Genomic DNA, 16,932 nt, shown 5'->3' with positions numbered 1-16,932 from the left:
CGTTCAGGCGCCCTGGTTCTCGAGGAGTCGGCTCGACTCGTCGTGCCAGCTCTCCGCGATGGCCGAGAGCTTCTCTTCATACTTCTTGCCGTGGTGGGCGCAGAACAGAAGTTCTCCGGTGGCGACGCGTACCCTGATGTAGGCCTGAGCGCCGCAACTGTCGCAACGATCCAGGGCTGTCAGCTGTGGCGCAGCGCCTAACTCGTCCACGGATTGGGCGTTGGTTGCAATCTGTGACATGGGATGCTCCTCCACTTCTCGATCTGGGCGGACTTCCTGCCCGATCTGAGTGGAAGGAGTTTTCCTTCGCCAAGACCGGTAGTGCCGATTACCTACATACAAGCACTTCACACTGAAGATCACGAGCCAATCTGACGGTAGTTCGCTGACCGCGTAGCAATTGTTATCTCGGGTGTCGTCGCAGCCAGGCAACCCGTGACGATCTAGTGTTGAATCGAACGACCATCCGCCCACTACCTCGTCAGGAGGAATGAGCTTGTCGAGCTCTGACTATTCCGCACGTCACCTGTCTGTTCTCGAAGGGCTTGAGGCGGTTCGCAAGCGCCCGGGAATGTATATCGGTTCGACCGACTCGCGCGGATTGATGCACTGCCTCTGGGAGATCATCGACAACTCGGTCGACGAGGCACTGGCTGGGCACGGAGACGAGATCACCATCATTCTGCATCCCGACAACAGCGTTGAGGTGAGGGACAGAGCCCGGGGCATCCCGGTCGATGCCGAGCCCAAGACCGGGTTGAGCGGCGTCGAGGTGGTATTGACCAAGTTGCACGCCGGCGGAAAGTTCGGCACCGCATCGTACGCCTCGTCCGGTGGGCTGCACGGAGTCGGCGCCTCAGTGGTGAACGCGTTGTCGTCGAGGCTAGACGTCGAAGTGGACCGCGACGGTAAGACCTGGGCGATGAGTTTTCACCGGGGAGAGCCGGGAGTCTTCACCGACACCGGCGGGCCCGACCCCGAAGCGCCGTTTCACCCATTCGAGAAGGGCAGCGAACTGCGGGTGCTCGGCAAGGTCGCAAAAAAGACCACCGGAACCCGGATCCGATACTGGGCAGACCCCCAGGTCTTCACCAAGGGTGCGCACTTCGTGACCGAAGAACTGGAGATGCGGGCCAGGCAGACGGCGTTCCTGATTCCCGGACTATCCATCCACATCACCGACAAGCGCGGAGACGAGGAGACCAGCAGTACCTTCCGTTATGACGGCGGGATCGGCGAATACGTCGATTTTCTCGCGCCAGACACCGCGATCACCGACACGTGGCGTTTGACCGGAACCGGCACCTTCACTGAGACTGTGCCCGTGCTGTCGCCCGGTGGCGCAATGGTGGCCACAGAACTCGAGCGTGAGTGCCAGGTCGACATCGCGCTGCGTTGGGGAACCGGGTACGACACGGTGGTTCGCAGCTTCGTCAATATCATTGCCACGCCCAAGGGCGGCACACACCAGAGTGGATTCGACGCAGGCATTCTGAAGTTTCTGCGCAAACAGGTAGAAGCGAACAGTCGACGTCTGAAGGCCGGTACGGGCAAGCTCGAGAAAGACGACGTCTTCGCCGGGCTGACCGCCGTCTTGACCGTCCGCCTCCCGGAACCGCAATTCGAGGGCCAGACCAAAGAAGTGCTGGGCACGCCCGCCGTGCGCAGCATCGTCGCGAATACCGTGGCGGATGCGATGAAGGCACGGTTCGCGTCGACCAAACGCGACGACAAGGCCCAGTCAGCTCTCCTGCTCGACAAGATCGTCGCAGAGATGAAGTCACGCATCTCGGCGCGAGCACACAAGGAGACCCAGCGGCGAAAGAACGCCCTGGAGAACTCCTCGCTGCCGGCCAAACTCGTCGACTGCCGGTCCAGTGACGTGAAGAACAGCGAACTGTTCATCGTGGAGGGCGACTCCGCCCTCGGAACAGCCAAGCATGCCAGAGACAGCGAACACCAGGCGTTGCTGCCGATCCGCGGAAAGATTCTCAACGTGCAGAAGGCCAGTGTTTCTGACATGTTGCAGAATGCGGAATGCGCATCGATCATCCAGGTGATCGGCTCGGGCTCCGGGCGCAGCTTCGACCTGTCGGCGGCACGTTACGGCAAGGTGATCATCATGAGTGACGCCGACGTCGACGGCGCCCACATCCGCACCCTGCTGCTCACGCTGTTCTTCCGTTACATGCGCCCCATGATCGAAGACGGTCGTGTGTTCGCGGCGGTGCCTCCCCTTCACCGGGTGGTCGTGATGAACCCCGGATCTAAACCGAACGAGACGGTCTACACCTATTCCGAGGCTGAACTGCAGGGAGTGCTGGCAGGGCTGAAGAAGAAGGGCAAGCGCTACCAGGATCCGATCCAGCGGTACAAGGGACTCGGTGAGATGGACGCGGACCAACTCGCGCTCACGACCATGGACCGTCGCCACCGCAACCTGAGAAGGGTGAACGTGCGCGACGCCGAAAACGCTGGACGCGTGTTCGAACTGCTGATGGGCAACGAAGTAGCCCCACGCAAGGAGTTCATCATCGAGGGCTCGGACACCCTCTCCCGCGAGCGCATCGACGTCTGATCGAGCGCATCGACGCCTGAGTGAGCGGTAGTACGGCCGCGATTCAGCGGATCTGGCCGCCGACCGCGGCGACAGTGCCCTCCAACGGTGTGCCAGAGCCATCTCGCCTGACCCCACCTTCCGGCAGCGCGCGCACCTGGCCCACCGAGCTCACGGCGTGTGCGGGGGCGGCGCCGACCCACGCCAACTGCAAATTCGTCTCGCCCTTGAGGAATCGGTGGGCGCGAACGCCGCCGGTGGCCCGGCCCTTGCCGGGGAACTCTGCGAGGTCGCTGACTTTCGCGCTCCCCGTCTCGTCGCCGAGCAGGGTTGGCGCGCCGGCGGCGATGGTCACCACCTCCGCGTCTGCGGCATCGGCTGCTGACAGTGCCGTGAAGAACACCGCCTGGGCTCCGGCGGACAGTTTGACCCCGGCCATTCCGGCTGCGGGGCAGCCCTGGGGGCGCACCACTGATGCGGGGAAACGCAGCAACTGGGCGTCCGAGGTGACGAAGACCAACTCATCGTCATCGGTGCCCTGCCCGGCACCGATGACGGTATCACCGGGCTTCAGGCCGATCAGTTCGAAATCGGGACGGTTGGGGTAGTTCCCTGCGATGACTCGTTTCACGACGCCCTGGCTGGTGCCGACAACGATGGGTTGCTCTGAAGTAAGCGAAACCAGAGCGAGTACGGATTCAGATCGATCAGTGAGACCCAGGTATTCGGCGACGGTCACCCCGGCGGCCAGTTGGATCGACGTGGCCGGCAGCATGGGCAGATCCACCGGGGTGAAGCGGATGAGACGGCCACGGCTGGTGACAGCGCCGATCTCAGCCCTGCTGGTGGTGTCGATCGAGGACCGGATGGCGTCGTGTTTGCTCCGCCTGGCCGGAACGGTGATCGTCAGCGGCGCCTGCTCGGCGCCGACCAGGTCGACCCGGGCGATGCGCCCGGTTGCGCTCAGGAACACGCGGCACGGAACATCGGCCACCTCCAGAACAGCGGCGGCGCGCTTGGCAGCGGCACCGGTGGCGATCGGCCGCGCATCCGTCAGCAGGGTGCGCCTCGGCGTGCCGAATCGGTCGGAGACCTCAGCCAACTCGGCCGAGACGAGGGCGCGGATCGCCGGGGTGCTGGCCAGCAGGGCGACCAGCTCGTCGATCTCGGCGCGAAGTCTGTCCCGTTCTGATTCCAACTCGATGCGCGAAAACTTGGTCAGCCTGCGCAACTGCAATTCGAGGATGTAGTCGGTCTGGATCAGGGTGAGATCGAAGACCTCCATCAACCGGGTGCGCGCCTGTGCTGTGTCGTCACTGGAGCGAATGACCTGGATGACCTCGTCGATATCGAGGATCGCGATCAGAAGGCCCTCGACCAGGTGAAGCCGTTCCCTGCGCCGGGCAAGCCGGAACTCACTTCGACGGGTCACGACCTGGATGCGGTGCCCCACATAGACGTCGAGGAGTTCGCGCAGCCCCAAGGTCTTCGGGCCGCCGTTGACCAGCGCGACGTTGTTGATGTTGAACGATGATTCCAGCGGAGTCAAGCGGTAGAGCTGCTCCAGCACGGCGTCGGTGCTGAAGCCGGTCTTGATGCCGATGACCAGACGGAGCCCGTGGCTGCGATCGGTGAGATCGGTGACGTCGGAGATGCCGTTGATCTTCTTCGCGTTGACGCCCTCCTTGATCTTCTCGATCACCTTCTCCGGCCCGACGAGGTAGGGCAGTTCGGTGACCACGAGCCCGCTCTTGCGCGCGGTCAGGGCCTCCACGGCCACCCGGGCACGGATGCGGAAACTGCCGCGTCCGGTCGCGTAGGCATCCCTGATCCCCGACAACCCGACGATTGTGCCGCCGCCGGGCAGGTCGGGGCCGGGAACGAATTCCATCAAATCATCGAGGCTGGCGTCGGGGTGAGCCAGCAGGTGCCTGGCGGCCGCAATCACCTCGATCATGTTGTGCGGCGCCATGTTGGTGGCCATACCCACGGCGATACCGCTGGCCCCGTTCACCAGGAGGTTCGGGTATGCCGCCGGTAGAACCTCGGGTTGCAGGAGCTGATTGTCGTAGTTGGGCACGAAATCCACGACGTCTTCGGCCAAGTCGTCGGTCATCGCGAGCGCAGGGCCGGCCAGTCTGGCTTCGGTGTAGCGGGGCGCTGCAGGGCCGTCATCGAGGGAACCAAAGTTTCCGTGGCCGTCGATCAACGGCACGCGCATGGTGAACGACTGCGCCAACCTGACCAGGGCATCGTAGATCGAGGCGTCGCCGTGGGGGTGAAGCTTGCCCATCACCTCACCGACGACCCGCGCGCTCTTGACGTGGCCCTTGTCTGGTCGAAGTCCCATCTCGGTCATCTGATAGAGGATGCGGCGCTGGACCGGTTTCAGCCCGTCGCGGGCATCGGGCAACGCGCGCGAATAGATGACCGAATAGGCGTACTCCAGAAAGGAGGTCTGCATCTCTTCGGAGACATCGATGTCTTCGATTCGTTCGCTCGCGTGGATATTATCGAAAGTGTCGTCTGCGTTCATCCGTGAGTTTCGCCGGGGGTGGAAGGAAAGCGGCGCAACGCAGGCGTGTGCCAGACTTGAGCCGATGTCCAACATGTTACCGGCGCTAGATTCCGCCAGGCTGAGCCTTGCCGATGTTCTGCCAAGTTGCCTAGCCAGTATCCGCGGGTCGGGGGAAAATCGGCTGGGTCTGCCTTCGGCGGATCGTGTGGTTGTGCTGCTGGTCGATGGGCTCGGCAGTGACGCCCTGCGATTCCGATCCGGTCACGCGCGGTTCCTGGCGAATCTGTTGGATCGGGGCAGCACCATGTTCAGCGGTTTTCCTGCAACGACGGTCGCCGGCATCGCGAGCCTTGCCACCGGGCAACCCTCAGGCACCCACGGTCTGGTGGCCTATCGCGTTCGCGACGAAGAACGTGACCGAGTTGTGAATCAGCTCACCGGCTGGGATGACGGGATGCAACCTGAGACCTGGCAAAGGGCCACGACCGTCTTCGAACGGGCATCCGCGCTCGGAGTGCGCACCACCGCGATCGGTCCGGAGAAGTTCCGCAACTCGGGATTCAGCAAAGCGGTGCTGCGCGGGGCTGACTACGTGGCGGGGCGGAGTATTGCCGACCGGTTTGCCGCGGCCCGGCGCGTTCTGGACGCCGGTGGTTCGCAATTGATCTACGTGTACGTTTCCGAGCTGGATGTCATTGCCCACGCGTCTGGCGCAGAGTCGGTGAAGTGGCTGGAGCAATTGGAGGCGCTTGACGGGGCGGTGGCCGCGTTCGCTTCGATCCTGGGCCCGCGCGAGGGACTTCTGGTCACCGCGGACCACGGTGTGCTGGATGTTCCTGAACACAGCCATGTCCTCTTCGGCGACGACCCGCGCCTTGTCGCCGGGATCCGTCACATCGCGGGCGACCCCCGTTGCCTCCACCTGTATTTCGAACCCGATATCCCCGCCGCAGCCAGGGATGAACTCGTACAGGCCTGGCGCGACCGCGAACAGGAGCGCGCCTGGGTCGCCTCCCGTGAGGAGGCGATCGACGCCGGTTGGTTCGGCACTGTCGCCCTCGAGGTGCTGCCGCGAATCGGTGACGTCATCGTGGCTGCTCGCAAGCGCGTGGCGTATTACGATCAGCGCGACCCCGAAGACGGAGGGCCGCCGGACCAGAAGGCCAGGCGGATGATCGGCCAACACGGATCACTCACGCCGGAAGAGACCTTGGTGCCGTTGATCCGCCTCGGGGCTTTCACCCGCTGAGCAGAGGCTAGGCCGGGTCGTCGTCGGAGCGCGCCCCGAAGACGATCTCGTCCCAGCTGGGCATTTGTGCCCGTGCCTTCTTGGATGATTTTGACGAGGCGAGGGCGTGCATCTGCTCGTCGGGAATCTCCGCCTGCTTGTCATCGAAGACATCAAGCGGAACATCCACCAGACGTGGGCCCCGCTCGTGGCCGGCTTCGTCGTCAAACGCAGCAACTTCCCGTTCGCCGCGCCGGCGACGGAGTGTGTCCAGAAGGTCCGCTGTAGCCGACGTGTCGACCGGCGCCGATTCGGCCGAGCGGTTGATCGCTGCGAACGAGGCGGCGTTGTCCTGGGGCGTCGCGCTGCGAGGTGCCGTCAGGTGGTTCGGGGGAACCGGTTCAAGCAGGCGACCCTCCTGGGCCTCCCGACCGGTGAAGTGGAAGGCACCGCTGTCGAATCGCGACTCGTCGACCTCCCCGGTCGGTTTTCCCACGGCGCGCAGACGGGGAATGAGTGTCGGCGGCGCCTCACCATGCTGAGACAGGGTCATCGCTTCCGAGCTGCTCGGGGCCAGCAATTGCTTCTTCGGTTCGAAGCTCCACCGGGCATCGTGATCGATCTCGTCGACCGTGAACGACAGCTTGACGATCCAGTCGCCGTCTTCTTCCTTCCAACTCGTCCACGTCTCGTTTGTGGCGTTCAACGCCGCGAGCCGGTCACGAATAACCGTTCCGAAACTTGCCCCACCCTCGAGTGGATCGATATCGCCGGCGGTGTGCACCGGTACGGCGAGTGCCTGGCTGACGATGAAATTGCGTTCGGCGAGGATGGCACCTTCGAACCGCTGGATGTACTCCAGTGAGGCGTCTGTGGTCAGCGCAACATCTTCGGCGGACAGGCCGGATCGAATGAGGGCTTGAATCTGACGGGGGGAGGGCTTCTTCTCGTCAGCGCTTTCCGGGGTGCGCTGGCGCAGGCTGGAGCGCAAAACCTCATCGATGGCGATCCGAAATCGTTCGCCGTCGTCTCCAGCGGCTACGAGAGCCCCGCTCTCGACGCCGATTACTTTCAATTCCTGCATCGTGAATCGCCTTTCACCGCTCTGACTGACCCTCAGGATTACACGAGAGAGCGTGTTTGCTCGGGAATACGTTCGGCATGCCGAAAGTTATTTCTTGGTGACACTGGCGGATGAGCCGGTAGGGTTTGCAATCTGACTTACTTTGTTGCAGACTAACGCCGCCGATTTTGTTCGGGCCGAGGCTAAAAGAAGAAGTGGATGGGCATGGCGACAGATTACGACGCACCGCGCAAGAACGAAGACGATTCCGACTCGATTGAAGCGCTGAAAGAGCGTGTGCCGGACAAAATGAGTGGGGTTGTAGACGTCGATGACGCTGACAACCCGGGCGGTTTCGAACTGCCGGGCGCTGACTTGTCCGACCTCGATCTGGAGGTCGTTGTGTTGCCGCCTCAGGCGGATGAGTTCACCTGTGTGAACTGCTTCCTCGTGCGGCATCGTTCACAGATGCACCACGAGACCAAGTTGGGGCCAATCTGCCAAGAATGTGCCGCCTGAACTTTCCGGAGTGACGCTTCACTGAAGGTCTGGACGGGGTCGCCGCGCTCCCTCGAGTGCGGCGACCAAGTCGTCGGGGCGGCGACTGGAAAGCAACCAGTACGGCGCCGGATCGGCCGGATCGACGATCTGCACGCGCACCACATCACGGACCCAGCCGCGGATGAGCAGCCAGGCCCGGGCATCCAGATCGGCTCCTCGCTGTTGGAACGCCTCCCGCCCGCGAAACGCTTCGACCCGGCCAACGTGATCGAGCGAAACCTGCGCCTTGCCGGCGTGAAGGTGGCCGTCGGCCACGGTGATCTCCGGGCTCGCCAGAAGCAGACCCACCACGCATCCGCCGTAGAGCACCACCGCAGTGATGATCCCCGCAAACATTGAAATGGGGGCGAGCGCCAGCAGGCTGGCCGGGATCACGAGTGCGGTCGCCGCGAACCAACCCGGTGCGGGCCAGAGCTTTTCACGAAACTGAGTCATGACTCTATTCTTGCCAGTTATCTGCACTAACCTCGACACGTGACCGAAATAGTGGATGTTCTGCTCGCAGGCGACCGGGTGCCGGGCTACGCCCACCCCGGCGATGCCGGGGCCGACCTGACCGCCTCCGAACGAGTGACGCTGGCGCCGGGGGCCAGAGCGACAGTAGGCACAGGGACTGCGATTGCGCTCCCGGCCGGCTACGCCGCGCTTGTGGTTCCGCGGAGCGGCCTTGCGGCCAGGCACGGCATCAGCATCGTCAACGCGCCGGGGCTGATCGATGCGGGCTATCGGGGCGAGATCAAAGTGACTCTCATCAACACCGATAGCCGGGAGCCGTACACCGTCAACATCGGCGACCGGATCGCCCAAATCGTTGTTCAACCGGTCGCCCAGGCGCGATTCACCCGGGTGGAGCGACTTCCGGGGAGCCAGAGGGGCTCAGCCGGGTTCGGATCCACCGGATACAGCACAGATGATTCAGGAGACGTAACGTGAGTGACCCCCAGACCCCGTTCGAAGACATCGATCAGGAAAAATCGGCTCCCGCAGACCGTGACAGCGCAGGCCCGTTGGATGAGACCGAAGCCAACCCGGTTCGGCCCTACATCGATTTGGGCGGTGTCAAAATTCTGCCCAGGGAAGGGCTGCAGCTGAGGCTCGAGGTCGAAGAGTCCACCAAGCGCGTCGTTGCTGTTGGACTCGACTTCGCCGGCACGAGCCTGCAGGTGCAGCCGTTCGCCGCACCGCGCTCCAGTGGGCTCTGGCACGAGATCCGGGCACAGATTGCCGACCAGATCCAGAAGCAGGGCGGCACCGCCACTGAGCGCGACGGCGTTTTCGGCCCCGAACTGGTCGCGGAGATCCCTCTGGCCGCCGGATCGGCCGAAGCCGGAACCACCCGTATTGCCCGGTTCGTCGGTGTCGACGGTCCACGCTGGTTTCTGCGCGGCGTGATCGCCGGTGAAGGCGCGGTGAACCCGGAAGCGGCCGAAGCGGTGGAAGACCTGTTCCGCAGCATCGTCGTCGTTCGCGGTGGCACCCCGATGCCGCCGCGCGATTTGATCCCCCTGCACATGCCGGCCGACGCCGCGGACACAACCGACGTCTGACGGCAGCACCATGTCGATGAACGGCGAGGGTCAGCCCTCGGCGAAAAAACGCCCAGACCAGCCGGCAGACACCGCGTCGTCGCCACCCTCGAATACCGGTGGTGGTGACGAGGCGACCGCCGCCGACTGGGACGCCACGATCGCCGGCAGCGTCGAGGCCGCGGCCAAACGGGCTGGGCTCGGACCCGCGGCTGACGGCAGTGTGCCGAACGGCCGGGCACTCCTGGCGGCGATGGGGGGTGCGCGGGGCATCGTCGAGACCGTACTTCCGGGGCTACTGTTCCTCGTTGGTTACACCGTCACCCGGTCGCTGCCACTCACTCTTGCCCTCTCGGTGGGCGTGGCGGTGCTCTTCACCCTTGCACGCCTTGCGCAACGCACGCCGCTCACCCAGGCTCTCGCCGGGCTGATCGGAGTCGGAGCATCCGCCGCACTCGCGTTGCTGACCAATCGGCCCGAAGACAACTTCGTGATCGGTTTGTACACGAACGCCGGCTATGGGGTCGTACTGCTCGCATCCGTACTGGTTGGCTGGCCCCTGATCGGACTTGCTGCGGGCTACCTGATGGGCGACGGCACCGCCTGGCGCCGGCAACGCCGAAAGTTCTACGCGATGCAGGTGCTGACGTTGGTCTGGGTCGGCATGTTCGCCCTTCGCCTTGCGGTGCAACTGCCGCTCTACCTGGCCAGCCAGTCTGACCCGGACTATGTGTCGTGGCTTGCGGGAGCGCGACTGGCGATGGGGCTGCCCCTGTATGCGCCGCTGCTGCTGCTGAGCTGGCTCATGGTCAGGGCCGTGTTCACGCCCGCCCCGGCGGCTTCGAAACCGCCTGAAAGCTGAACACCTGACACGCCCGGCACGGGCACGGTCGGGAGCCCGGCCGATCGTGATCTGGTAGAATTATCTCGACGTCAAGATAAATGGATGAAGGAGTGCATGTGGCTGGGTTGAACAGTTTCGGCGCAAAGGACACGTTGCGTGTCGGCGACAAGGATTACGAGATCTTCCGCATCGACGCGGTCGACGGGCACGAGAAGCTGCCATTCAGCTTGAAGGTGCTGCTGGAGAACCAGCTGCGCACCGAAGACGGCAAAAACATCACCACTAAGCACATCACCGCGTTGGGCAGCTGGGATGCCGGAGCCGAGCCGGACACGGAGATCCAGTACACCCCTGCACGTGTTGTGATGCAGGACTTCACCGGAGTGCCATGCATCGTCGACCTCGCCACCATGCGCGAGGCGGTCGTGGAACTCGGCGGCGACCCCAGCCAGATCAACCCGCAGGCCCCTGCTGAGCTGGTGATCGACCATTCCGTCGTGGCCGACCTGTTCGGCACCACGAACGCGTTCGAGCGCAACGTGGAGATCGAGTACGAGCGAAACGGTGAGCGCTACCAGTTTCTGCGTTGGGGCCAGACCGCATTCAACGACTTCAAGGTCGTTCCGCCCGGCACCGGCATCGTGCACCAGGTGAACATCGAACACCTCGCCCCGGTCACCATGGCCCGCGAGGTGCAGACCGCAGACGGTGCCGTGCTGCAGGCCTACCCAGACACCTGCGTCGGAACCGACTCCCACACCACCATGGTCAACGGACTGGGTGTGCTGGGCTGGGGAGTGGGCGGCATCGAGGCCGAGGCTGCAATGCTCGGCCAGCCGGTGTCCATGCTCATTCCGAAGGTTGTGGGCTTCAAGCTCACCGGTGAGATCCCAGCCGGGGTGACCGCGACCGACGTGGTGCTCACCATCACCCAGATGCTGCGAATACACGGTGTCGTCGGCAAGTTCGTCGAATTCTACGGCCCCGGTGTTGCCGCCGTTCCGCTGCCGAACCGCGCCACCATCGGCAACATGAGCCCCGAGTTCGGCTCTACCGCCGCCATGTTCCCCATCGACGACGTCACCCTCGGCTACTTGCGCCTGACCGGGCGCAGTGACGAGCAGGTGGCACTGGTCGAGGCATATTCCAAGATTCAGAAGCTCTGGCACGACCCCGAGACCGAGCCAGTGTTCAGCGAATACATCGAACTCGACCTGGCGACCGTGGTGCCGTCGATCGCCGGCCCGAAGCGCCCCCAGGACCGCGTGGAACTGACCGAGGCGAAGGATCAGTTCGCGCTTGACCTGAAGAACTACACGTCCATGTCGGTCTCCCGAATGGATGACGCGCTGAAAGACACGTTCCCGGCGTCCGATCCTGTCGGCATGACCCCGGAGGACAGCCAGTCGGCCCACCAGATCGTCGACACACGAGTGGTCGGCGGCCGCGACAGCGATCCGGTCGAGGTGACCGGCCGCGACGGCGTCAGCTACACGGTCGACCACGGTTCGGTGGCGATTGCCGCCATCACCAGTTGCACCAACACGTCGAACCCGTCGGTGATGCTCGCCGCCGGGTTGCTCGCACGCAATGCGAGTGAGAAGGGCTTGAAGACCAAGCCGTGGGTGAAGACCACGCTGGCCCCCGGTTCCAAAGTGGTCACGGAGTATTACGACAAGGCCGGGCTCACCCCGTACCTGGAGAACCTTGGTTTCAACCTGGTCGGCTACGGCTGCACCACCTGCATCGGCAACTCGGGACCGATCATCAAGGAGGTGGCCGACGCCGTCCATCAGAATGACCTCGCTGTCACCGCGGTGCTCTCCGGAAACCGCAACTTCGAGGGCCGCATCAACCCCGATGTGAAGATGAACTACCTTGCCAGCCCGCCGCTGGTGATCGCGTATGCGTTGGCCGGTTCCATGGACTTCGATTTCGACACGGAGCCGCTGGGCACCGGGAATGACGGTGAGCCGGTGTTCCTCAAGGACATCTGGCCGGACCAGGCCGAGGTTCAGGAGACGATCGAATCCTCGATCGACAAGGAGATGTTTCTGACACAGTATGCCGGTGTCTTCGAGGGCGACGAGCGTTGGCGTTCACTGCCGACACCTGATGGCGCGATCTTCGAGTGGGACGAAAAGTCGACGTATGTGCGCAAACCCCCATACTTCGACGGTATGACCATGGAGATCACTCCGGTCAGCAACATTTCCGGGGCCAGGGTTCTGGCCAAGCTGGGCGATTCGGTCACCACCGACCACATCAGCCCGGCCGGCTCGATCAAGGCCGACAGCCCGGCCGGCCACTACCTGACCGAGCACGGTGTCGACCGCATGGACTTCAACTCCTACGGCTCACGCCGGGGAAACCACGAGATCATGATCCGCGGAACGTTCGCGAACATTCGGTTGAAGAACCAGCTTCTCGACGGTGTGGAGGGCGGCTACACCCGCGACTTCACGCAAACCGATGCCCCGCAGTCGTTCATCTACGACGCCAGCCAGAACTACCAGGAGGCGGGAATCCCGCTGGTCGTGCTGGCCGGCAAGGAGTATGGTTCCGGCTCCAGCCGTGACTGGGCGGCGAAGGGCACCAGCCTGCTCGGCGTCTCAGCGGTCATCTGCGAGAGCTTCGAGCGCATCCACCGTTCCAACCTGATCGGTATGGGGGTGCTTCCCTTGCAGTTCCCGGCAGGGGAGAGCTGGGAATCGCTCGGACTGGATGGCACCGAAGAGATCTCGATCTCCGGGGTGGACCAGCTGAATTCCGGCTCCACGCCGAAGACGGTGCGGGTTACGGCGGTACCGACTGCCCACTCGCCCGAGGGCAAGGCGCCGATCGAGTTCGACGCTGACGTGCGCATCGATACCCCCGGTGAGGCAGACTACTACCGTCACGGCGGAATTCTGCAGTACGTGCTGCGCGGTCTCGCCGCCTAGCAACAACTGACGAAGAAGAACCCCGCACGAGATTCGTGTGGGGTTCTTCTTCGTCGGGGTGGAAGAGAAGGCGTGGTCTGAAGGCGTTCGCCCACCAGGACGCGATCATTTTGGCGTGTCGGTTCTCATTCTTCTTCAACCACGGGAACAGGGCTAAGGTGCGAATATGGCCAATGTTCTCGCGTGGGTTTCAGGCTCCGGTGTGGTGCAAGGGATCATCATCGGCGCCGTGTTCGCATTCTTGACTGCGATCCTCATCCTGAACGCCGTAGGCCGGTCGATCACAACGACCGTCAACGGTTGGAGCGCCATCCCCAGATGCGGCCAGCCGGGTAACGGAATCCTCGTCCGAGCCGCCTGCGCCAAAGCCCTGCCCGTGGTCAACGCGTTTGAAGAGGCCGCATACTGGACGACCGCCCAAGACGGCTCAGGACAGACGCTCAGAGGCAGGCACGGATATACGATCCATTTTGCGGCCGGCGGCCTCCCGCCGAATGACGCGTTCTGGTCGCTGACGCCGACAGATGCCGCGGGGTACATGGTGAAAAACCCCATCAACCGCTACAGCGTTGGCAACCGATCAGATCTCACCCAGAATGCCGACGGTTCAATCGACCTCTATATCCAGTCAGCGGCCCCGGCCGGGTACGAGCAGAACTGGTTGCCGACGCCTCCCGGCGCGTTCAAGCTGATGCTCCGCGCGTATCTGCCCGGCGCAGCAATTCTCGACGGCACATACCATTTGCCGCCCGTGGTGAAGGTGCGGTGACATGAACCGCCTGATTCTGAAGTACGGGTTTCCCATTACAGTCATCATCCTGGCAATTTTCGCGGGGGTCGTTTACCAGCGACTTTCTCGCGGATGGAGCGATGTCGTGGTGCTCGCCGTCGCGGCGGTCATCGTGTGGGCGGTCGGCGCGCCGGCATTCATTCTCCTCTGGCCACGCATCACCGTCCACGGCTACAAGCAAGCGATCGTCAAACACGGGTTGGGCGGCGGCCCGATCCCCATCAACACACTTTACGCAGTGCCCACGACCGCTTCGCCTGCAGAATCGGGAGCAGGGTTGATGGCGACCGGAGCAGACGATCTGCTCTACGTCGGGGGCTGGATCAATTTGAGAAAGGGGCCGCGGGTGCTGCACGTACCGGAGATGGCCGGCCGCTACTACAGTGTGCAGCTCACCGACCCGTCGGAAAGCGCCAATTTTGCGTATGTAGGCGTGCGTACGACGGGAACCGCGGCCGGCGATTTTCTTCTCAGCGGTCCCGGTTGGAAGGGGACCGTGCCGATCGGCTTCAGCCAGATCTCTTCACCAAACAATTCTGTTCTCGTGATCGGCCGTGTGTTCGTTGAAAACGACAGCGACCTTTCGGCCGCCTACGCGCTGGCGCAGCAAATTCAGCTCACGCCGCTGAATCAGTAGCGGGATCCATTGGCATTGCCCAATTAAGGCCGGACCCAGAATCGTGCCCCGTCGCAGGGCTCTGGAGTCCGAGGTCACTCAGCCCCCGGCGATGCGATTGGGGCCGAACGCCCATCTGGTCGGTTCCGCCTACGCGATGCCCTTGATCATCGGAGTGTGGAACGTGCCGCCGAAGGCCCGCTCTGATGCACCGACCCGGTCGAGGTAGGGGGTCGCCCCGCCCATCTGGAACGGCCAACCGGCCCCGAGGATCAGGCACAGGTCGATGTCTTCGGCGGCGTGCACCACCTCATCGTCGAGCATGCGCTTGATCTCATCGGCCAGACCGTCTTCGACCCGGGTGAGGATCTGTTCGGCCGTCATCGGGCTGGTTCCACCGGCGACGATCGCCACGGCCTTCTTGTCGAACCCCTTGATCTTTCCCTTGCTGTCACGGTCGAAGATCCGACCGTGCTCCGCCAACGCGTGCAGGTTCTTCGACTCGAAGAAGCGCTCGGGGAAGGCGGCGTGGTGGGTGTCGAGCACGTGGGCGCCCACTTTGAGCCCCACGAGTTCGAGAAGCTCGAAAGCGGTCATCGGCAGCCCGAACGGCTTTAACGAATCGTTGACGACGTCGAACGACGTGCCGGTGTCGACGGCGTGCATGGCCTCACCCAGCAGCTTCGCCAGAATGCGGTTCACCACGAAACCGGGGGTGTCCCGGGTGATGACCGCGTTCTTGCGCAGCTTGGCCGCGGTCACCATGGCCGTCGACAACGCCTCATCTGTTGTGTGTGGCGTCTTCACCACCTCGATCAACGGCATCACCGCGACCGGGTTGAAGAAGTGAAAGCCGACCAGCCGCTCGGGGTTCGCGAGATTCGCACCGATCTGCTCGACAGAGAGCGACGACGTGTTGGTGGCCAGGATTGCCTCGGGGGAGACGTGCTTCTCAACGTTGGCGAAGACCTCTTGCTTCACCCCGAGTTCCTCGAACACAGCCTCGATGACCCAGTCGCAGTCGGCAAAATCCGCCATGTCCGTGGTGCCACTGACCAGGGCGGTGAGCCGGTTTCTCTCGTCGGTCGAGATGCGGCCCTTCTCGGCGAGCTTGTCGATCTCACCGTTGATGTATTCCAACCCCTTGTCGACGCGGGACTGGTCGAGGTCGGTGATCACCACGGGCACCTGCAAGCGGCGCACGAACAAAAGCGCGAACTGGCTCGCCATGAGGCCTGCCCCGATCACGCCAACCTTGGTGACCGGGCGAGCGAGCGTCTTGTCTGGGGCGCCTGCCGGACGTTTCGCACGCTTCTGCACCAGGTTGAACGCATACATGCTCGCCTGAAACTGGTCGCCGGCGGCCAGTGCGGCCAGCGCGTCGTTCTCGGCGGCGAAGCCCTCCTCCTTCGTCGAGCTCTTCGCCGCTTTGAGCAGATCGAGCGCCACATAGGGTGATTTGGCCACCGTGCCGATCTTCGACTCGAGCTGCTTGCGAGCAATGCCGATCGCGACGTCCCACTTGGCCATCCGCTCGATCTTTCCGGGGAGATTCGCACGCTTCACCACGGTGGTGCCTGAGATCACTCCGTCGGCCCAGCGAATGGACTCCTCGAGGAAGTTGGCCGGGCTGAACATGGTGTCGGCGATGCCGAGTTTCAGCACATCCGGACCTTTGAGCATCCGGTTCATCTTCAGTGGATTCTCGATGACCACCCTGAGGGCGTTTTCGATGCCGATCAGGTTGGGCAGCAACCACGCGCCGCCCCAGCCGGGGATCAGGCCGAGGAAGACCTCGGGCAGCGCGAGTCCGGCGATCGACGAGTCGACGGTGCGGTAGTCGGCATGGAGTGCCACCTCTGTGCCACCGCCCAGCGCGAGGCCGTTGATGAACACGAATGAGGGCACGCCCAGCTCGGAGAGTTTGCTGAACGTGTCGTGGCCGAGTTCACCGAGGCCGTGGCCCACCTCCACTGACGGGATCTCGCTGACCTTGCTCAGGTCGGCCCCGGCAGCGAGGATGTACTGCTTGCCGGTGACTGCAACGCCATGGATCTCGTTGCGCGCAGCACGCACGGTCTGCTCGTCCAACACGGCTCCCAGCTCCAATAACCCCAGGGGGCCGAAAGTATTGGGCCGGGTGTGGTCACGGTCGTTGTCGAGAGTGATCAGGGCCAGGGTGCGGCCGCCAGTCAGGGGAATGTCCCGAACGTAGGCGTGAGTCACCACCTCGTCCGCCGAGAACTCTTTCAGTTGTTGGATGATGTTGTCTGCAACGGGGGTCATC

The 16,932-nt window shown here is 63.5% G+C and carries 14 protein-coding genes; 9 read left to right on the top strand and 5 right to left on the bottom strand.

All coding sequences use genetic code 11. From position 1 onward, the window contains the following. Positions 1-3 precede the first annotated feature (3 nt). Complete coding sequence (locus DL891_RS09030) at positions 4-240, bottom strand: hypothetical protein (RefSeq protein WP_111720140.1); 237 nt, start codon at positions 238-240, stop codon at positions 4-6. A 256-nt stretch (positions 241-496) separates the two neighbouring features. On the opposite strand from DL891_RS09030, the gene DL891_RS09025 reads away from it, so the two are divergent. Then, positions 497-2,578, top strand: a complete 2,082-nt coding sequence (locus DL891_RS09025) for a type IIA DNA topoisomerase subunit B (RefSeq protein WP_111720139.1) — start codon at positions 497-499, stop codon at positions 2,576-2,578. Positions 2,579-2,621: 43 nt separating this feature from the next. Here the strand turns inward: DL891_RS09025 and DL891_RS09020 are convergent, their stop codons facing one another. Beyond that, positions 2,622-5,093: a DNA topoisomerase (ATP-hydrolyzing) subunit A gene (locus DL891_RS09020; RefSeq protein ID WP_111720087.1), complete on the bottom strand. Its 2,472-nt coding sequence runs from the start codon at positions 5,091-5,093 to the stop codon at positions 2,622-2,624. A 64-nt stretch (positions 5,094-5,157) separates the two neighbouring features. Here DL891_RS09020 and DL891_RS09015 point away from each other — a divergent pair, with 64 nt between their 5' ends. Then, positions 5,158-6,324: an alkaline phosphatase family protein gene (locus DL891_RS09015; RefSeq protein ID WP_198668832.1), complete on the top strand. Its 1,167-nt coding sequence runs from the start codon at positions 5,158-5,160 to the stop codon at positions 6,322-6,324. 7 nt (positions 6,325-6,331) lie between these two features. Here DL891_RS09015 and sepH read toward each other — a convergent pair whose 3' ends face one another. Continuing rightward, positions 6,332-7,387, bottom strand: coding sequence for a septation protein SepH (gene sepH / locus DL891_RS09010; protein WP_111720086.1), 1,056 nt, complete (start codon positions 7,385-7,387; stop codon positions 6,332-6,334). 204 nt (positions 7,388-7,591) lie between these two features. On the opposite strand from sepH, the gene DL891_RS09005 reads away from it, so the two are divergent. Beyond that, complete coding sequence (locus DL891_RS09005; protein ID WP_111720137.1) at positions 7,592-7,885, top strand: DUF4193 domain-containing protein; 294 nt, start codon at positions 7,592-7,594, stop codon at positions 7,883-7,885. Between the two features lie 18 nt (positions 7,886-7,903). Here the strand turns inward: DL891_RS09005 and DL891_RS09000 are convergent, their stop codons facing one another. Further along, positions 7,904-8,362 carry a DUF3093 domain-containing protein gene (locus DL891_RS09000; protein WP_111720085.1) on the bottom strand — a complete coding sequence of 153 codons (459 nt, stop codon included), beginning with the start codon at positions 8,360-8,362 and terminating at the stop codon, positions 7,904-7,906. A 39-nt stretch (positions 8,363-8,401) separates the two neighbouring features. Here DL891_RS09000 and dut point away from each other — a divergent pair, with 39 nt between their 5' ends. The 6 genes from dut to DL891_RS08970 all read left to right on the top strand — a co-directional run bounded on the left by dut (position 8,402) and on the right by DL891_RS08970 (position 14,666). Then, the gene (gene dut / locus DL891_RS08995; RefSeq protein ID WP_111720084.1) at positions 8,402-8,860 is read left to right on the top strand and encodes a dUTP diphosphatase; all 459 of its coding nucleotides are present in this window, start codon (positions 8,402-8,404) and stop codon (positions 8,858-8,860) included. After that, positions 8,857-9,474: a DUF3710 domain-containing protein gene (locus DL891_RS08990; protein WP_111720083.1), complete on the top strand. Its 618-nt coding sequence runs from the start codon at positions 8,857-8,859 to the stop codon at positions 9,472-9,474. The genes dut and DL891_RS08990 overlap by 4 nt, the downstream gene beginning before the upstream one ends. A 10-nt stretch (positions 9,475-9,484) precedes the next feature. Next, a complete protein-coding gene (locus DL891_RS08985; RefSeq protein WP_111720082.1) occupies positions 9,485-10,315 on the top strand; it encodes a DUF3159 domain-containing protein in 831 nt (276 codons plus the stop codon). Positions 10,316-10,413: 98 nt separating this feature from the next. Further along, positions 10,414-13,239 carry an aconitate hydratase AcnA gene (gene acnA, locus DL891_RS08980; RefSeq protein WP_111720136.1) on the top strand — a complete coding sequence of 942 codons (2,826 nt, stop codon included), beginning with the start codon at positions 10,414-10,416 and terminating at the stop codon, positions 13,237-13,239. A 166-nt stretch (positions 13,240-13,405) separates the two neighbouring features. Further along, on the top strand, positions 13,406-14,008 hold the full coding sequence (locus tag DL891_RS08975; protein ID WP_111720081.1) for a DUF1214 domain-containing protein: 603 nt from the start codon (positions 13,406-13,408) through the stop codon (positions 14,006-14,008). Between the two features lie 106 nt (positions 14,009-14,114). Further along, positions 14,115-14,666, top strand: a complete 552-nt coding sequence (locus DL891_RS08970) for a DUF1254 domain-containing protein (RefSeq protein WP_232819083.1) — start codon at positions 14,115-14,117, stop codon at positions 14,664-14,666. 129 nt (positions 14,667-14,795) lie between these two features. Here DL891_RS08970 and DL891_RS08965 read toward each other — a convergent pair whose 3' ends face one another. After that, positions 14,796-16,931, bottom strand: coding sequence for a 3-hydroxyacyl-CoA dehydrogenase NAD-binding domain-containing protein (locus DL891_RS08965; protein ID WP_111720079.1), 2,136 nt, complete (start codon positions 16,929-16,931; stop codon positions 14,796-14,798). Position 16,932: the final 1 nt, after the last annotated feature.

Source organism: Homoserinimonas sp. OAct 916, assembly GCF_003260275.1.
In the GTDB taxonomy this organism is placed as follows: Bacteria; Actinomycetota; Actinomycetes; order Actinomycetales; family Microbacteriaceae; genus OACT-916.
Note: the sequence above shows the minus strand (reverse complement) of the source record. Positions and strands in the feature narration are given on the sequence as shown.